This window comes from Curtobacterium sp. MCLR17_044 (genome assembly GCF_003234435.1).
In the GTDB taxonomy this organism is placed as follows: Bacteria; Actinomycetota; Actinomycetes; order Actinomycetales; family Microbacteriaceae; genus Curtobacterium; species Curtobacterium flaccumfaciens.
This window is the reverse complement of sequence record NZ_QKTC01000005.1, coordinates 26,734-42,408: the sequence shown is the minus strand read 5'-3', so window position 1 is coordinate 42,408 and position 15,675 is coordinate 26,734. Positions and strand designations below refer to the sequence as shown.

The following is a 15,675-nucleotide window of genomic DNA, read 5'->3' as shown; positions in this document are numbered from 1 at the left end:
CGGCCGCGTCCGTGACGCGAGCCGTGCCTCCAGGCCGTCCGTCCGGGGCTGCGCCCCGGGTGCTTGCCTGTTCGTCGTGTCTACGCGTCGACGCGGACGCCCTTGCCGACCACGGTGATGCCCGACTCGGTGACGGTGAAGCCGCGTGCCTCGTCGGCCTCGCGGTCGACGCCGACCTGCGCGCCCGGTGCGATGACGACGTCCTTGTCGAGGATGGCGCGGTTGACGACCGCGCCGGCGCCGATGGTGGCGCGCTCGAACACGATCGAGTCGAGGACCTTCGCGCCGGAGTCGATCGAGCACCAGGGCCCGATCATGCTGCGCTCGACCTGCGCACCCGACACCAGGCAGCCGAGCGACACGAGCGAGTCCACCGTGGACCCGGTGTTGCCGTTCGCGTCGCGGACGAACTTCGCCGGCGGCAGGTTCGTCTGCTGGTTGAAGATCGGCCAGTCCTGGTTGTACAGGTTGAAGACCGGGACCGGGGCGATGAGGTCCATGTGGGCGTCGAAGAACGAGTCGATCGTGCCCACGTCGCGCCAGTAGTACTTGTCGCGGTCGGTGGAACCGGGGACCTCGTTGCGCTGCAGGTCGTACACGCCGGCGTCGCCGCGGTTGACGAAGTCGGGGACGATGTCGCCGCCCATGTCGTGCGCGGACGTCTCGAGCTGGCCGTCGCGCAGGACCGCGTCGACGAGCGCGTCCGCGTTGAACACGTAGTTGCCCATCGAGGCCAGGATCTCGCCGGGGGAGTCGGCCAGGCCGACGGCGTCCTTCGGCTTCTCGAGGAACGCCTCGATCTTCGTCGGGTCGTCGTCGGCCACCTGGATCACGCCGAACTGGTCGGCGAGCCCGATCGGCTGACGGATCGCCGCCACCGTGGCACTGCGGCCGGAGGCGATGTGCGCCTCGACCATCTGGTGGAAGTCCATCCGGTACACGTGGTCCGCACCGACGACGACCACGATGTCGGGGCGTTCGTCGCGCAGCAGGTTGAGCGACTGCAGGATCGCGTCGGCCGAGCCGGCGAACCAGCGCTTGCCGAGCCGCTGCTGCGCGGGGACGGACGCGACGTAGGAGCCGAGCAGCCCCTCCATGCGCCATGTCTCCGCGACGTGCCGGTCGAGACTGTGCGACTTGTACTGGGTCAGGACGACGATCTTCTGCAGACCGGAGTTGACCAGGTTCGACAGTGCGAAGTCGATGAGACGGAAGTTGCCGCCGAACGGGACGGCGGGCTTCGCGCGATCGGCCGTGAGCGGCATGAGTCGTTTGCCCTCGCCGCCGGCGAGCACGATGCCGAAGACCTTCTTTGGTGCCATGCCGCTCACAGTAGGCGTCAGCACTGGGAACCGGTTACGTTGAACCAGTGCGAGTCGATCTGCTGACCAGGGAGTATCCGCCGGAGGTCTACGGCGGAGCGGGTGTCCACGTGTCCGAACTCACCGCCGCGTTGCGGTCGGGGACGGACACGGAAGTCCGTGTTCGGGCCTTCGGGGCCTTCCGTGACGAACCCGACGTGTGGGGCTACCGGACCCCGGACGGCCTCGGCCAGGCGAACGGCGCGCTGCAGGCCCTCGGGACCGACGTGGCCATCGCGGCCGACGTCGAGGGTGCCGACCTCGTGCACTCGCACACCTGGTACGCGAACTCCGCGGGCCGGATCGCGCAGCTGACCTACGGCATCCCCCACATCGTGACCGCCCACAGCCTCGAGCCGCTCCGCCCGTGGAAGGCCGAGCAGCTCGGCGGCGGCTACCGCCTGTCCAGCTGGATGGAGCGCGAGGCGTTCGAACACGCCGACGGCGTCATCGCGGTCTCGAAGGCCATGCGTGCGGACATCCTGCGCTCGTACCCGTCGATCGACCCCGCGAAGGTCCACGTCGTCTACAACGGCATCGACATCGACGCGTGGAAGCCGACCGTCGACGAGGACGCCGTGCGCGCCCTCGGCATCGACCCGACGCGCCCGAGCGTCGTGTTCGTCGGACGCATCACCCGCCAGAAGGGCCTGCCGTACCTGCTCCGTGCCGTGGCGTCGCTGCCGTCGGACGTGCAGATCGTGCTGTGCGCCGGCGCGCCGGACACCCCCGAGATCCTGGCCGAGGTCACCGAGCTCGTCGAGGGCCTCCGCGCGGAACGTGAAGGCGTCGTCTGGATCGACCGGATGCTCGCGCACGAGGAGATCGTGAACGTGCTGTCCTCGGGCACCGTGTTCGTCTGCCCGTCGGTATACGAGCCGCTCGGCATCGTGAACCTCGAGGCCATGGCGTGCGGCATCCCGGTCGTCGGCACCGGCACCGGGGGCATCCCCGAGGTCGTCGCCGACGGGCTCACCGGCCGCATCGTCCCGATCGACCAGGTGCAGGACGGCACCGGCACCCCGACCGACCCCGACCGCTTCGTGGCCGACCTCGCCGCGACCCTCACCGAGGTGCTCGCCGACGAGGGGCTGGCGAAGCTCATGGGACGCGCCGGACGGCTCCGTGTCGAGACCGAGTTCACCTGGGACGCGATCGCCACCAGGACACGGCAGGTCTACGACCGGGTGCTCGGCCAGAACCCGTAGGCTGGTCGCATGCCCTCGGTCGTGCGCTTGTCAGACGTCTCCGTGGTCCGCAACGGGGCCACCATCCTCGACGCGATCTCGTGGGAGGTGCAGGACGACGAACGCTGGGTCGTGCTCGGCGCGAACGGCGCCGGCAAGACGACGCTGCTGCAGGTCGCCGGCGCCCAGACGTTCCCGACCTCGGGTGACGTCGAGGTGCTCGGGACCGAACTCGGCGGTGCCGACCTGTTCGAGCTCCGCCCGCGCATCGGTTTCGCGTCGACCGCGCTGGCCCGTCGCATCCCGGTGACCGAGAAGGTCATCGACGTCGTGCTCACCGCGGCGTACTCGGTGACGGGCCGCTGGAACGAGGAGTACGAGGAGCTCGACGTCCGCCGTGCGCAGCGCGTGCTCGAGGAGTGGGGCCTGGGCTCCTTCACCGACCGCACGTTCGGCGACCTGAGCGACGGCGAGCAGAAGCGCGTGCAGATCGCCCGTGCCGTGATGACCGACCCGGAGATCCTGTTCCTCGACGAACCGGCCGCGTCGCTCGACCTCGGTGCCCGTGAGAGCCTCGTCCGCACTCTCGGCGGCTACGCCCAGAGCGCGGACTCGCCGGCCATCGTCATCGTGACCCACCACGTCGAGGAGATCCCGGCCGGGTTCACCCACGCGCTCGTCCTCGCCGACGGCCACGTGCAGGCCGCAGGCCCCATCGACGAGGTCCTGACGGACCAGACCCTGACCGAGGCGTTCGGCATCGACCTCTCGGTCACCAAGGACGCCGGTCGCTACACGGCACGCGCCGCGTAGCGCTGCGATCCCGCCGTCTCTCTGGTATCGTGGACGGCTGGCGCAAGCCGACGACTTCCCGCGCAGTTCGCGCAATCCCATCACCGCTATCGAGGAATCTCCATGAAGACCGACACCCACCCCGAGTACCGCGCCATCGTCTTCCGCGACCTGGCCTCCGGTGAGACGTTCCTGACGCGTTCGACCGCGAACAGCGACAAGACCATCGAGCTCGACGGTGCGACCTACCCGGTCATCGACGTCGAGATCTCGTCCGCTTCGCACCCGTTCTACACGGGCAAGCAGCGCATCCTCGACTCGGCCGGTCGCGTCGAGAAGTTCAACCAGCGCTTCAAGGGCTTCAGCAAGTAAGCAGCCCCCACGCAACGCCCACGGGCGGTCCTCCTCCGGGAGGGCCGCCCGTTCGCGTTGTGCGGTGTCCACGGCTGCCGCTGACCCAGGGACGCGGGACACCGGTGTTCGCGCGTCACACCGCGGTCTGCGGGTGTTCGGTGCGCGAACACCGGTGCTTTACGAGGGGGGCAGCGCGGGATCAGGCGCCGTTGCGGTGGGGCCAACGGCCGTCGGCGGTGAACGTCGGGTCGCGCTTCTTGCGCATGTAGTCCTGGAACGAGGTGGCCTGCTCGGCGCACCAGCCGACCTGCTTGCGGTGGAGTTCCTCGGCGGAGATGCCGAGCTCGTCCGGGTACTTGCCCGCGATGGCCTGGGCGACACGCCCGGCAGCGATCGCGTCGGCTCCGGCGTCGTGCGCGTCGTCGAGGGTGACGCCGTAGAGCTCGGACGCGGCCTCGAGCGTGCGCTTGCCCTTGCGGAAGGTGTCGAGCGCCTTGTCGATCACCAGCGGGTCGACGACGTTGCCGATGACGGGCGAGGCGAACCCGTGCCGCTTCGCCTCGCGGTCGAGGACGGTGAGGTCGTACGGGGCGTTGTAGATCACCAGGGGGATGCCCCGGGCGAACACGGCCTCGATCGCGGCGATGATCTCGGCGACGACCTCGGCCGCGGGACGCCCCTCGGCCTGGGCGCGCTCGGTGGTGTAGCCGTGCACGGCCGCGGCGCCCTCCGGGATCGGCACGCCGGGGTCCGCGATCCAGGCACCCTCGACGATGGAGGCCCCGGTCATGTCGATGAGCCCGACGTGGGCGGTGACGATGCGGGCCGTCTCGACGTCGACCCCGGTGGTCTCGAGGTCGAAGACGCCCAGCGCGTGCCACCAGGGCCGACCCGTGAGGTCCTGGGACGGAGCGGGCGCGTCGAGCTGTGCTGTGGGGAACGTCACGCGGTCAGGCTAACGGGACGCACCGACACCCCCGACTACCGGGTCGGCGCGCCGACGTGCAGCCAGTAGAACGACTGCGTGCCCATGGTGAGCGTGACGGTGCCGTCCTCGTCGAACGACGGGAACGAGCTGCCGCCGAACAGGTCGTAGAGCGGGCGCCCCGCGAACTCCGGAGCGGAGATCGTGACCGAGGTCGGGTTCGTCGCGAACGAGAACACGCACAGGACGTCCTCGGCGGAGGGGCCGAACTGCTGGCCGGAGCCCTCCCACGAGCGGACGAAGGCGAGCACCGAGTCGTTCGAGGTCTCCTGCACGTTCAGGGAGCCGAGACCGAACACCGGGTGGGCCTTGCGGGTGTGGATGACGTTCCGGACCCAGTGCAGCAGCGAGCGCGACTGGGCGAGCTGCGCCTCGACGTTGACCTGTGCGTAGTTGTAGACGAGGGACTGCACGACGGGCAGGTAGAGCTTGCCCGGGTCGGCGGTGGAGAAGCCGGCGTTGCGGTCCGGCGTCCACTGCATCGGCGTTCGCGACGAGTCGCGGTCCGGCAGCCAGATGTTGTCGCCCATCCCGATCTCGTCGCCGTAGTACAGGAACGGCGAACCGGGCAGCGAGAACAGCAGCGCGTGGATGAGCTCGAGCTCGGCGCGCGAGTTGTCGAGCAGGGGAGCGAGACGTCGGCGGATACCGATGTTGGAGCGCATCCGCGGGTCGTAGCCGTACCAGCCGTACATCGCCTGCCGGTACTCCTCGCTCACCATCTCGAGCGTGAGCTCGTCGTGGTTGCGGAGGAAGACGCCCCACGCCGCGCTGGCCGGCACGTCGAGGGTCTCGGAGAGGATCGCCTTGAGCTCGGCGGCGTGCTGGGCACGGAGCGAGTAGAAGATGCGCGGCATCACCGGGAAGTCGAACGCCATGTGGCACTCGGGCTCCTCGTCGGTGCCGAAGAACGCCGCCGTCTCGCGCGGCCACTGGTTGGCCTCGGCCAGGAGCACCCGCCCGGGGTACTCGTCGTCGACCATCGCGCGGAGCTTCTTGATGAACTCGTGGGTCTCCGGCTCGCCCTCGCCGTTGCCCTCCTCTGATTCGAACAGGTACGGGATCGCGTCGAGCCGGAGCCCGTCGACGCCCATGTCGAGCCAGTGCCGGACGACGTCGTAGATCGCCTCGATGACCGCGGGGTTCTCGAAGTTCAGGTCGGGCTGGTGCGAGAAGAAGCGGTGGAAGAAGAACTGGCGTCGGACCGGGTCGAAGGTCCAGTTGGACTCCTCGGTGTCGACGAAGATGATGCGGATGTTCGAGTAGTCCTCGTCGGTGTCCCGCCAGACGTAGAAGTCGCCGTAGGGGCCGTCCGGGTCCTCGCGGGACTGCTGGAACCACTCGTGCTGGTCGCTGGTGTGGTTGATCACCATGTCGATCACGATGCGCATGTTCCGCTCGTGCGACTTCGTGACGAGCTCGCGGAAGTCGTCGAGCGTGCCGAACTCCGGCAGGATCGCCCGGTAGTCGGCGATGTCGTACCCGCCGTCGCGCATCGGCGACTGGAAGAACGGCGGCAGCCACAGGGCGTCCACGCCGAGCCACTGCAGGTAGTCGAGCTTGCCGATCACGCCCTGGATGTCGCCGATGCCGTCTCCGTTGGAGTCGACGAACGACCGGATCATGCACTCGTAGAAGACCGAGCGCTTGTACCACTGCGGGTCGAGCGTCAGGCCGGGCAGCTGGATCGGGGCTGTGAAGGTCACCGTGCTCCTCGTCGTCATCGACGGACCGGTCGACGGCCCGCCCCGGACACGATAGGCGCGAGATGCTGCGGGTGTCCGGGGTTTCGTGCGGTTCGCTCCCTAGACTGGCGCGGATGCAACCGCCCGTGCTCTCCCCGTACCAGTCGTTGATGGCCGCCACCCCGGTCGTGCACCGGGCCGTCCAGGTCGACGGCCGGACCACGCACTACTGGGTCTACGGGCCCGAGGACTCGGATCGCACCGTGCTCGCCGTGCACGGGTTCCGCGGGGACCACCACGGGCTCGAGACCATCGCCGCGCACCTCGAAGGTGTCCGTGTGATCGTGCCGGACCTGCCCGGCTTCGGCGTGTCCGACCCGCTGCCGGTGTCGGACATCGACGCCTACGTGGCCTGGCTGACGGGGTTCCACGCCGCGCTCGGGCTCGGCCGCGACACGGTCGTGCTCGGGCACTCGTTCGGGTCGATCGTGGTGTCGGCCACCGTCGCCGCCGGGCTCGACACCCGGCTGCTCGTCCTCGTCAACCCCATCGCGGCCCCGGCACTGCAGGGACCGCGTGCCGTCGGGACCGCGATCGCGATCGGGTACTACCGCGCCGGCGCGGTGCTGCCGAAGCCGATCGGGCTCGGGATCCTGCGGAACGGTGCGATCGTCCGGGCGATGAGCATCGCGATGCTGAAGTCGCACGACCCCGCCGTCCGCCGATGGGTGCACGACCAGCACGACCGGTACTTCTCGGCCTTCGCGAACCGCACGAGTGTGCTCGAGGCGTTCCGCACCTCGGTCACCCACGACGTCTCCGAGTACGCCGACCGCATCCACGTGCCCGTGCTGCTCGTCGCGGCCGAGCACGACGACATCACCGCCGTCCCCGAACAGCGCGCACTCGCCGAGCGGCTGCGTGACGCCGAGCTCGTCGTGATCCCGGGGGTCGGCCACCTGGTGCACTACGAGACGCCGGCTCCGGCCGCGGCGGCCGTGCTCCGCCGGATGGCGGACACGACCGGGCGTGCGGGACGCCATGGACGCACTGGACGCGGCGCGGCCGCGACGGACAGCCGACCGTCGGGGGCGGGGCGGTCCTCCCGGACGGCGGACGCGTCGTGACGCGCCTGCGCATCGGCATCGACTGCCGGTACGTGCGGATCGGTCGGCACGACGGCATCAGCCGGTTCACCGCCGGGGTCGTCGCGCACCTGCCGGACCGGCACGACTACGTGCTGCTCGTCAGCGACGAGCGCCAGCTCGAGTCGCTGCCGAGGGACCTGCCGTGGGAGCTGCTGCCCGCGCCGACGGACGCGGGGGAGCCGCTCGTCGCCCGGCGCGTCAACCGGCTCGGGCTCGACGCGGTCTTCTCGCCCATGCAGACGATGGGGTCACGGGGGCGCCGGTACGCGCTCGTCCTGACGCTGCACGACCTGATCTACTACCGCAACCGCACGCCCCCGCGGGAGTTCTCGTGGCCGCTGCGGCTCGGCTGGCGGGCGTTCCACCTGTCCTGGGCGCCGCAGCGGTTCCTGCTGAACGGCGCCGACGGGGTCGTGACGGTGTCCGAGACGACCGCCGGGCTGATCGCCGAGCACCGGCTGACGAAGCGACCCGTGACGGTCGCCTACAACGCGGCCGACCCGGCGACCCCGCGGGTGGCCGGAGCGCCACGTGGACGCTCGCTCGTCTACATGGGCTCGTTCATGCCGTACAAGAACGTCGAGACCCTGGCGACGGCGCTGCCGCTCCTGGGGGCGGACTGGACGCTGCACTGCATGTCACGGGTGTCCGACGCCGATCGTGCACGGCTCGAGGCGCTGGCTCCCACGGGGACGATCGTGTTCCACGACGGCGCCACCGACGAGGAGTACCTGTCCGTGCTCCGTTCGGCCACTGCGCTGGCGACCGCGTCGTACGACGAGGGGTTCGGCATCCCGCTCGTCGAAGCGATGGGCGTCGGGACCCCGGTCGTCGTCAGCGACATCCCGATCTTCCGGGAGATCGGTGGCTCGGCTGCGGAGTACTTCGACCCGGCGTCGCCGTCCGCCCTTGCCGCGGCCGTCCGGCGGGTCGAGGAACGGTGGGACGAGGCCTCGCGGCAGTCGATTCAGCGTGCCGGTCGGTTCCGGTGGCAGGACTCGGCGGAGCAGGTCGTCCGGGCCGTCGAGCGGGCCGTGGGGGACCGGCGGGGCTGAAGGGCGGGTGCGGGCTCGGGCGCCGGCGCTTGCGGTTCGCGGCGATGCGGAACGACGATGTCGATGTCGTACGACGTCGACCGTGTCGTCCCACGTCGGACGCGTGACGAGCGCGCGACCACCACACCGTCACTCCGGCGCGATGACCTGCACGTCCGCCCCGGGGAACACCTTCTGCGTCTCCTCGGTCACCCGTGACACGATCGGCGGCACCGCTGCACCCCGACCCGGGGTCCGCACGACGATCGACTGGTCGCGTGCGGCGTCGGACGGATCCCCGCCGCGCTCCCACGAGCAACGGACCTCCGTCACACCGCCGATGTGGTCGAGCGTGTCCGCCAGTGCCAGGCGCTTCGCCGCGACCCCACCGGCACCGGTGACGCCGATCTCCAGGTTGCCGAGGTCGGCGACCACGACGACGCGGACACCGTTGCCACCGGACTCGTCGGCTGCGCGGCTGATGGCGGCGACCAGGTCACGCCGGGCAGCGAGGTCGAGCGCCGGGTCCGCCCGGACCGAGGCGATGGCGTCGTAGCTCGCGAACGCCGTCTTCGACGGGGCGTGGTGCCGCACGTCGGTGACGCCGGGCAGCGCGCGCACGCGCGTGTCGAACCGGTCGAGCGCCACGTCCGGCCGTGGGAAGACCCCGCCGATGCCGTTCTGGACGCTCCCGATGATCGAGCCGAGCACCACGGCGATGACCGCGACCACCGCGAGGGTGCTGCCGCCGATGATGAACCAGGTGCGGGCCCGGGTGCGGGTGGGGACGCTCGCCGTCTCGGGACCGAACACCCGGTCGAGGTCGTCGTCCTGCTGGTCGAGGGCATGCTGGCCGTGTCGGCTGGTTCCGTCGTCGGACATGTGGCTCCCCTCACCCCGGTGTGCGGGTGCGTCGGAGCCTAGTCCCCGGTCAGCCCCGGCGCTCCAAGGGGTTCTGGTACTCGAACGCGGACCCTCCGGTGGCGTCGGACACGTCGTCGATCGGGTCGTCGAACCGGACGAGTTCGGCGTGGAAGCGCTCGGGGTCCCACCGGAACGAGTGGATGGACCCGTTGCGGATCGGGGTGTTGCGGCGGTCGGCGGTGCCGGGGGCTGCGGCGTTCACGACACTGCGGATCACCGCGCCGTGGGTCGCGACCACGACGACGCCGGCGTCGAACCGGACCGCGATCTCGCCGAGCGTCTCGGTGACGCGGGCGAGCAGCGCGGAGCGGGACTCCCGACCGGGGATGTCGTCGTGTGGGTACCGTGCCGACACCTCGTCGTCGGTCAGCCCCTCGGCTTCGCCGTACGAGCGCTCGGCCAGGCCCGGGTACGTCGTCGGTGCGTCGAGGCCCAGGCGGTCGGCGATGATCGCGCCCGTCTCGGCCGCACGGGACAACGGGGAGGCGACCACCGCGTCGAACGGCCGGCGGGTCAGGAGCTCGGCGGCCTCGGCGGCCTGCCGTCGTCCGGTGTCGTTGAGCGGGATGTCGGTCGAGCCCTGGATGCGGCGCTGCGCGTTCCAGTCGGTCTCGCCGTGCCGGACGAGGTACAGGAGGGTCGTCACCCGTCGATCTTCGCAGACGCGCCCGGCAAGTCCGTCCGGCGGCAGCGCCCGCGCGGGTCCAGGCAGCGCCCGCGCGGGTCCAGCCCGCCGCGACCCGCTAGTCGGTCGCCGCCGCCGCGCTGAGCCGCTCCGCCAGGTGCACGAGCGTCTCGGTGGTGCCGGCGTCGAGCTTCACGGCCGCACGACGGTCACTGCGGGTCTCGCCGCGGTTCACGATGACCACCGGGTTCTTGCGGCGCGCAGCGTGGTCGACCAGCCGCACGCCCGAGTTCACGGTGAGGGACGAACCGACGACGAGGAGTGCGTCGGCGTCGGCGACGATCGACACGGCCTCGCGGAACTTCTCGGCCGGCACGAACTCGCCGAAGAAGACGACGTCGGGCTTCAGGTCGCCGCCGCACACGGTGCACGCGGGCACGACGAACCGTTCGACGTCGGTGATCTCGACGTCACCGTCCGGCTGCAGCTGCACGGACCCCGGTTCGTCGATCCAGGGGTTCTCGCGGTCGATCGTGGCGGCGAGGTCGGAGCGGGAGAACACCTGGCCGCACCGCAGGCACACGGCGCGGTCCATCGAGCCGTGGATCTCGACGACGCGGCGGGAGCCGGCGCGCAGGTGCAGGCCGTCGACGTTCTGCGTGATGACCCCGGCGACGATCCCGGCGTCCTCGAGTGCGGCGAGCGCCCGGTGTCCGTCGTTCGGCACGGCGGCCGCGAAGCTCCGCCAGCCCAGGTGCGATCCGGCCCAGTAGCGCTGGCGCTTCGCGGGGTCGGCCAGGAACTCCTGGAACGTCATGGGCTTGCGCACCACCCGTCCGGCACCGCGGTAGTCGGGGATGCCGGAGTCGGTGCTCAGGCCGGCACCGGAGAGCACGGCGATCCGCTTGCCCGCGAGCACCTCGACGACGCGGTCCAGGTCGTCCGCGGTCACCGATCCGGCGGCCGCCCCGGTGGTCGGTCCGGTCGTCGACGCAGCATCATCCAGCACCCTGTTCACGGTACCCTCAACACCCGACCGTCCCGGTCGCTTCCCAGGCGGAGCGCATCCTCGGCGGACCCGCCCGGCGACAGCCCGGAGCAGCCCGTCGGCAGCCCGGACCCGCGCCGGCCCCGGGCCGCCGGACCCGCGCCGGCCCAGGCCCGCCGGCCCCGGCCCGCCTGACCCACCCGCCGCCTCCGCACCACACCGAAACGAGCCCCGTGCACCCCGTCCGCATCGACTCCCTCGACGATCCCCGCCTCGACGACTTCGCCCGTCTGACCGACGTGGCACTCCGCCGGGTCTCGGAGCCCGAGGGCGGCCTGTACATCGCCGAGTCGAACACGGTCATCGAGCGTGCGGTCCGCGCCGGGCACGTGCCGCGGAGCATCCTGGTGCAGGAGAAGTGGCTCGACAGTGTCCTGCCCCTGGTCGCGGAGCACGACGGGCCGGTCTTCGTCGGCGCGGACGCCCTGCTCGAGGAGCTCACCGGCTTCCGGATGCACCGCGGTGCGATCGCCGCGATGCAGCGTCCCGAGCTGCCGAGCGTCGCCGACGTGGTGCGGGACGCGAAGGTCGTCGTCGTGCTCGAGGACATCGTCGACCACACGAACGTCGGCGCGGTGTTCCGCAGCGTCGCCGGCCTCGGCGCCGACGCGGTGCTCGTCAGCCCGCGGTGTGCCGACCCGCTGTACCGCCGGAGCGTCCGGGTGAGCATGGGCACGGTCCTGCAGGTGCCGTGGACCCGCATCGGCGACTGGCCGGCGGCTGGTGAGGAACTCCGCGCGCAGGGCTTCCACCTGGCCGCGATGGCGCTGACCGACGAGTCGATCGACCTCGACGCCTTCGTGGCGGACCTGCCCGACAAGGTCGCGCTCGTGATGGGCACCGAGGGGCAGGGGCTGACGCCGGCCGCGATCGCCTCGGCCGACACGACGGTCCGGATCCCGATGGCGCACGGCGTCGACTCGCTCAACGTGGCCGCGGCGAGCGCCGTCGGTCTCTGGGCGGTCACCCACGCCCGGCGGCTCGCCTCCTAGCGCACCACCGAGACGGTCGGGAGGCCCGGGGCGGCCTGGTCGGACAGCATGCGCCCGGCACGGATCACCAGGGCACGGTCGGTGGCTGGCCCGCCCACGAGGCAGACGCCGACGGGCGTGCCGTCCACGGTCAGCGCCGGTGCACTCACCGCGGGCAGGCCGCCGACGCTCGCGAGCGCGGTCATCGCCGTCGTGGCGGTCCGGGTGCGCTCGAGCGCAGCGGTGTCCGCGTCGAGCAGCGGTGCGGGTCCGGGCACGGTCGGGAACAGCAGGGTCCGACCGGCGAGGGCACGGCGGATCGTCGTACGGACCTCGTCGAGGCGTGCGACGGCGTCGGCGGTCGCGTCGGCGTCGTTCGCGCGTGCCGCCCGGAACCGGTCACCGACGACGGGGCTCAGTGCGCCGGGGTGCGCGTCGATCCAGGGGCCGTGGGCGGCGAGTGCCTCGGCGGCCTGGACGAGCCGCATCTGCTCCTGCAGTGCGGCGGGGTCCGGGATGCCCAGGTCGCGCAGCCGGACGGTCGCGACGGGCTCCTCGAGTGTCTCGACGAAGGCGGTGAAGGACCGGGCGACGGCCGGTTCGACGAGGGCGACGAGTTCCTCGGGGACGACGAGCACGGTCGCGTCGGGTGCCCCTGCCGTCGCGGGCGGCGGCACGGTGGCGTCGAGGGCGGCGAGCAGCACACCGTGGCTCCGCGTGAGCCACCCGACGGTGTCGAACGACGGCGCGAGCGGGAGCAGCCCCTCGCGGGACACCGTGCCGTGGGTCGTCCGGAGGCCCCAGAGCCCCTGGTACGAGGCGGGGACCCGGACCGATCCCGCGGTGTCCGTGCCGATCCCGATCTCGGCCGTCCCGAGGCCGACGGCCGATGCGGATCCGCTGGACGAGCCTCCAGGCAGTCGGGTGGGAGCCGCGCTGTTCGGCGGCGTGCCGTGGTGCGCGTTCCGGCCCGTCAGGTTGTAGGCGAACTCGTCGGTGCGCGCGATCCCGCGGATCGAGGCGCCGGCGGCGAGGAGCGCGGCGACCGCTGCGGCGGGCGCGGTCTCGACGGGGGCCTCGCGCAGGTACGTCGGGTTGCCCGCGCCGACGGGCTGGCCGGGGACGGCGTAGAGGTCCTTGACGGCGATGGTCAGGCCGTCGAGCGGTCCGGAGGCGGTGGGGGCGACGAGCGGGTCGCCGACGGCCCGCCAGACGGTGGTGTCGACGGCCTTGGGGCGGCCGGTGACGTGGGCCGCTTCGATGCGCCAGCGGGTGTCGCCGTCGCGGCGCCAGAGCTGGGTCTGAAGGCCCTGCCCACCCGCGGCGAACCGGGACACCGACACGACGAGGGCGCGGTCCTCGGTCAGGGGGCGGACCTCGACGTGCGTCAGCGACCGGGTCGCGACCCCACCCCGTGCCCCGCGGAACGCGCTGATCGCGTCGTGCCCGACGAGCAGGCCGCGGTCGTCGCCGCGCATCGTGCCGGGGGAGTCGACGAAGGCGGCGTCGAGGGCGTCGAGGTCGTTCGCCAGCAGGGCGGCCTCGTAGGCGTCGAGCGCCTCGAGCAGGCCTTCGGGCGCGGCGTCGGGCGCGGCCGCACCGCGTGGCGTGGTCATCGGACGGGCTCCTCGAAGTCGGCCTTGCGGATGCGAGCGTGGACCCCGGTGACCAGGTCCACCACCTGCGAGATGTTGAAGTCGGTCGCGGCCGACAGGTAGGCGTACGCCAGGTGGCGTTCCATGCCCCAGCGCGCGCCGAGGATCGCGACGGCGTGCCGGACGCACTGCCGGACGGCCTCGTCGAGGTCGGGGTCCATGCCCGTGGGCACGAGGAACTCCTGCGTCTCGGCGACGGGCCAGACCAGGTCCCCGAAGCGCGCGGAGGCCTCGGCGGCCGGGGTCAGGTCGAAGCGGATCGTCGCGCGGAGCGAGGCCTCCATCGCGGTGAGTGCCACCTCGCCGTCACCCTGGGCGAAGTGCGGGTCACCGACGTGGGCGAGCGCGCCGGGGACGAGCACCGGCAGGTGCAGCTGCGACCCGGCCTGCAGCAGGTTGACGTCGATGTTGCCGCCGTGGCGACCGGGCGGGACGGAGTGCAGCCGCTCCCCGGGGGTGGCGACGCCCATGATCCCGAGGAACGGGGCGAGGGGGAAGTGCGCGAAGCGGTCGCCGGCGGCGGTGAGCGGGATACGGCCCCGCCGGCCCTGGTCGGTGTCCACGACGTCGGCGAAGACGCTCACCGTCGTGCCGTCGACCGGGAACTCACCGTGCAGGGCGCCGCGGCCGTGCCGGTTCGACACGACGCCGTAGTGCACGCGGGGCAGAGTCTCGAGGACCGTCATCGTCAGCACGTCGCCGGGACGGGCACCGCGCACCGCGATCGGCCCGGACACGACGTGCGGTCCGTCCGCCGAGGGGTCGCGGTGACCGGAGCGAACGATCGCGACGGCGTCGGCGAGGACGTGCTCCGGAGCGACGCCGTGGTCGCCGAACCACGCCACGGGGTCGCTGCCCTGGTCGGGGAGGATCCCCTCGTGGCTGACGGTGTCGATCGTGACCGACTCCCCGGGGCCGATCGTCAGGGCCGGGGTGTCACCGTCGCTCGGCAGCCGGCCCCAGAGGACGGTCTCCGGGTCGACGGGCAGGGCGTGGTCGCCGCGGACGGGCCCGGCGCCGGGCTGCAGGGTCGCCACCGCGGGGGCGGTGGTCTCGCGTGCGGTGGTGCGGTGTGCGGTGGTCATCGGTCCGTCCTCCGTTCGACCAGGTGGGCCACGTCGGCGAGGTGGTCGGCCATCGCCCGCGTCGCGCCCGCGACGTCGTGCTCCCGGATCCGCTCGAGGATCCGCTCGTGCCACTCGAACGACGACCGGCGCCCCTCGCTGGTGCTGTGCGAGCGGGCACGGACGTCCTGCACCCAGCCGCTGCTGAGCTCGCACAGGGACACGAGCAGGGGGTTCCCCGAGGTACGGGCGACCTGCACGTGAAAGGCGACGTCCTGGGCGAGCGACTCCTCCGGGCTGAGCCCCGCGTGGGTGGCGGCGAGGATGCGTTCCAGGGTGAGCAGGTCGGCCTCGCCCGCCCGCGACGCCGCGAGTCCGGCGACCTGCGGCTCCACGACGGTCCGGAACTCGGCGACGTGCTCGGCCCGGTGGTCCAGGTCGTCGCGGTGGTGGTCGAGCAGGGCGGACGCTTCCTCCGGCCGCGGCAGCACCACGGTGCCACGACCAGGGGTCCGGGAGACCAGGCGACGGCGCTCGAGCTCCTGCAGCGCCTCCCGGATGGTCGTGCGGGACACGGCGAGGTCCTCGGCGAGGGTGCGTTCCGGCGGCAGCTTGTCGCCGGGCTGCAGGTCGTCGAGCACGAGCGTGCCGAGGTGGGCGGCGGTCGCCGCGCTCAGGGTCCGTCCACGGTGCATGCCCTCGACCGTAGGGCCGGTTGGTCTGCTTGGTTCATTGGTACGACCATCTTTTACACGGCCGTCACACGCGGCGTCGGAACCCGAAACACGGCGGGCGAATGGTGGAGCACGTCCCACCCGCACCGACCGGAAGAGGGGTTCGAC

Annotated in this window: 15 protein-coding genes; 6 read left to right on the top strand and 9 right to left on the bottom strand. The window is 71.9% G+C overall.

What is annotated here, in order from left to right; translation table 11 throughout:
- Positions 1-80: 80 nt before the first annotated feature.
- Positions 81-1,322 (bottom strand): glucose-1-phosphate adenylyltransferase, encoded by a 1,242-nt coding sequence (locus DEJ04_RS04595; protein WP_111046381.1) that lies wholly within the window; start codon positions 1,320-1,322, stop codon positions 81-83.
- Positions 1,323-1,369: 47 nt separating this feature from the next.
- On the opposite strand from DEJ04_RS04595, the gene glgA reads away from it, so the two are divergent.
- From glgA to DEJ04_RS04580, 3 genes are all read left to right on the top strand, one after another.
- Positions 1,370-2,569, top strand: coding sequence for a glycogen synthase (gene glgA / locus DEJ04_RS04590; RefSeq protein WP_071403766.1), 1,200 nt, complete (start codon positions 1,370-1,372; stop codon positions 2,567-2,569).
- A gap of 9 nt (positions 2,570-2,578) precedes the next feature.
- Positions 2,579-3,361 (top strand): ABC transporter ATP-binding protein, encoded by a 783-nt coding sequence (locus tag DEJ04_RS04585; RefSeq protein ID WP_017887279.1) that lies wholly within the window; start codon positions 2,579-2,581, stop codon positions 3,359-3,361.
- 102 nt (positions 3,362-3,463) lie between these two features.
- On the top strand, positions 3,464-3,712 hold the full coding sequence (locus DEJ04_RS04580; RefSeq protein ID WP_017887280.1) for a type B 50S ribosomal protein L31: 249 nt from the start codon (positions 3,464-3,466) through the stop codon (positions 3,710-3,712).
- A 181-nt stretch (positions 3,713-3,893) separates the two neighbouring features.
- Here DEJ04_RS04580 and DEJ04_RS04575 read toward each other — a convergent pair whose 3' ends face one another.
- Together DEJ04_RS04575 and treS are read right to left on the bottom strand one after the other, a co-directional pair.
- Positions 3,894-4,640 carry a 3'-5' exonuclease gene (locus DEJ04_RS04575; protein ID WP_111223637.1) on the bottom strand — a complete coding sequence of 249 codons (747 nt, stop codon included), beginning with the start codon at positions 4,638-4,640 and terminating at the stop codon, positions 3,894-3,896.
- 35 nt (positions 4,641-4,675) lie between these two features.
- Positions 4,676-6,385, bottom strand: a complete 1,710-nt coding sequence (gene treS, locus DEJ04_RS04570; RefSeq protein WP_017887282.1) for a maltose alpha-D-glucosyltransferase — start codon at positions 6,383-6,385, stop codon at positions 4,676-4,678.
- Positions 6,386-6,498: 113 nt separating this feature from the next.
- On the opposite strand from treS, the gene DEJ04_RS04565 reads away from it, so the two are divergent.
- On the top strand, positions 6,499-7,491 hold the full coding sequence (locus DEJ04_RS04565; protein ID WP_258371311.1) for an alpha/beta fold hydrolase: 993 nt from the start codon (positions 6,499-6,501) through the stop codon (positions 7,489-7,491).
- A 5-nt stretch (positions 7,492-7,496) separates the two neighbouring features.
- On the top strand, positions 7,497-8,567 hold the full coding sequence (locus DEJ04_RS04560) for a glycosyltransferase family 1 protein (RefSeq protein ID WP_111046435.1): 1,071 nt from the start codon (positions 7,497-7,499) through the stop codon (positions 8,565-8,567).
- 129 nt (positions 8,568-8,696) lie between these two features.
- Here the strand turns inward: DEJ04_RS04560 and DEJ04_RS04555 are convergent, their stop codons facing one another.
- The 3 genes from DEJ04_RS04555 to DEJ04_RS04545 form a co-directional block, all read right to left on the bottom strand.
- Positions 8,697-9,428, bottom strand: coding sequence for a hypothetical protein (locus tag DEJ04_RS04555; protein WP_111046380.1), 732 nt, complete (start codon positions 9,426-9,428; stop codon positions 8,697-8,699).
- Positions 9,429-9,477: 49 nt separating this feature from the next.
- Positions 9,478-10,116 carry a histidine phosphatase family protein gene (locus DEJ04_RS04550; protein ID WP_111024980.1) on the bottom strand — a complete coding sequence of 213 codons (639 nt, stop codon included), beginning with the start codon at positions 10,114-10,116 and terminating at the stop codon, positions 9,478-9,480.
- A 97-nt stretch (positions 10,117-10,213) separates the two neighbouring features.
- A complete protein-coding gene (locus DEJ04_RS04545; protein WP_111046434.1) occupies positions 10,214-11,047 on the bottom strand; it encodes a Sir2 family NAD-dependent protein deacetylase in 834 nt (277 codons plus the stop codon).
- A 269-nt stretch (positions 11,048-11,316) separates the two neighbouring features.
- Here DEJ04_RS04545 and DEJ04_RS04540 point away from each other — a divergent pair, with 269 nt between their 5' ends.
- Positions 11,317-12,135, top strand: a complete 819-nt coding sequence (locus DEJ04_RS04540; protein ID WP_111046379.1) for an RNA methyltransferase — start codon at positions 11,317-11,319, stop codon at positions 12,133-12,135.
- On the opposite strand, the gene DEJ04_RS04535 is transcribed toward DEJ04_RS04540, so the two are convergent.
- Genes DEJ04_RS04535 through DEJ04_RS04525 form a run of 3 tightly spaced genes read right to left on the bottom strand, consistent with a single transcriptional unit; the run spans position 12,132 to position 15,528 of the window.
- Positions 12,132-13,730: an AtzH-like domain-containing protein gene (locus tag DEJ04_RS04535; RefSeq protein ID WP_111046378.1), complete on the bottom strand. Its 1,599-nt coding sequence runs from the start codon at positions 13,728-13,730 to the stop codon at positions 12,132-12,134. The genes DEJ04_RS04540 and DEJ04_RS04535 overlap by 4 nt on opposite strands.
- Complete coding sequence (locus DEJ04_RS04530; protein ID WP_111046377.1) at positions 13,727-14,854, bottom strand: acetamidase/formamidase family protein; 1,128 nt, start codon at positions 14,852-14,854, stop codon at positions 13,727-13,729. The genes DEJ04_RS04535 and DEJ04_RS04530 overlap by 4 nt, the downstream gene beginning before the upstream one ends.
- Positions 14,851-15,528 (bottom strand): FadR/GntR family transcriptional regulator, encoded by a 678-nt coding sequence (locus DEJ04_RS04525; RefSeq protein WP_111046376.1) that lies wholly within the window; start codon positions 15,526-15,528, stop codon positions 14,851-14,853. Before DEJ04_RS04525 ends, DEJ04_RS04530 begins: the two co-directional genes overlap by 4 nt.
- Between the last annotated feature and the right edge of the window lie 147 nt (positions 15,529-15,675).

Bases quoted from the DNA above. Each gene is read 5' to 3' on its own strand.
- DEJ04_RS04595 (WP_111046381.1), bottom strand. From the start codon at position 1,322: ATGGCACCAAAGAAGGTCTTCGGCATCGTGCTCGCCGGCGGCGAGGGC.
- DEJ04_RS04580 (WP_017887280.1), top strand. From the start codon at position 3,464: ATGAAGACCGACACCCACCCCGAGTACCGCGCCATCGTCTTCCGCGAC.
- DEJ04_RS04555 (WP_111046380.1), bottom strand. From the start codon at position 9,428: ATGTCCGACGACGGAACCAGCCGACACGGCCAGCATGCCCTCGACCAG.
- DEJ04_RS04565 (WP_258371311.1), top strand. From the start codon at position 6,499: ATGCAACCGCCCGTGCTCTCCCCGTACCAGTCGTTGATGGCCGCCACC.
- DEJ04_RS04585 (WP_017887279.1), top strand. From the start codon at position 2,579: ATGCCCTCGGTCGTGCGCTTGTCAGACGTCTCCGTGGTCCGCAACGGG.
- DEJ04_RS04535 (WP_111046378.1), bottom strand. From the start codon at position 13,730: ATGACCACGCCACGCGGTGCGGCCGCGCCCGACGCCGCGCCCGAAGGC.
- DEJ04_RS04525 (WP_111046376.1), bottom strand. From the start codon at position 15,528: ATGCACCGTGGACGGACCCTGAGCGCGGCGACCGCCGCCCACCTCGGC.
- DEJ04_RS04530 (WP_111046377.1), bottom strand. From the start codon at position 14,854: ATGACCACCGCACACCGCACCACCGCACGCGAGACCACCGCCCCCGCG.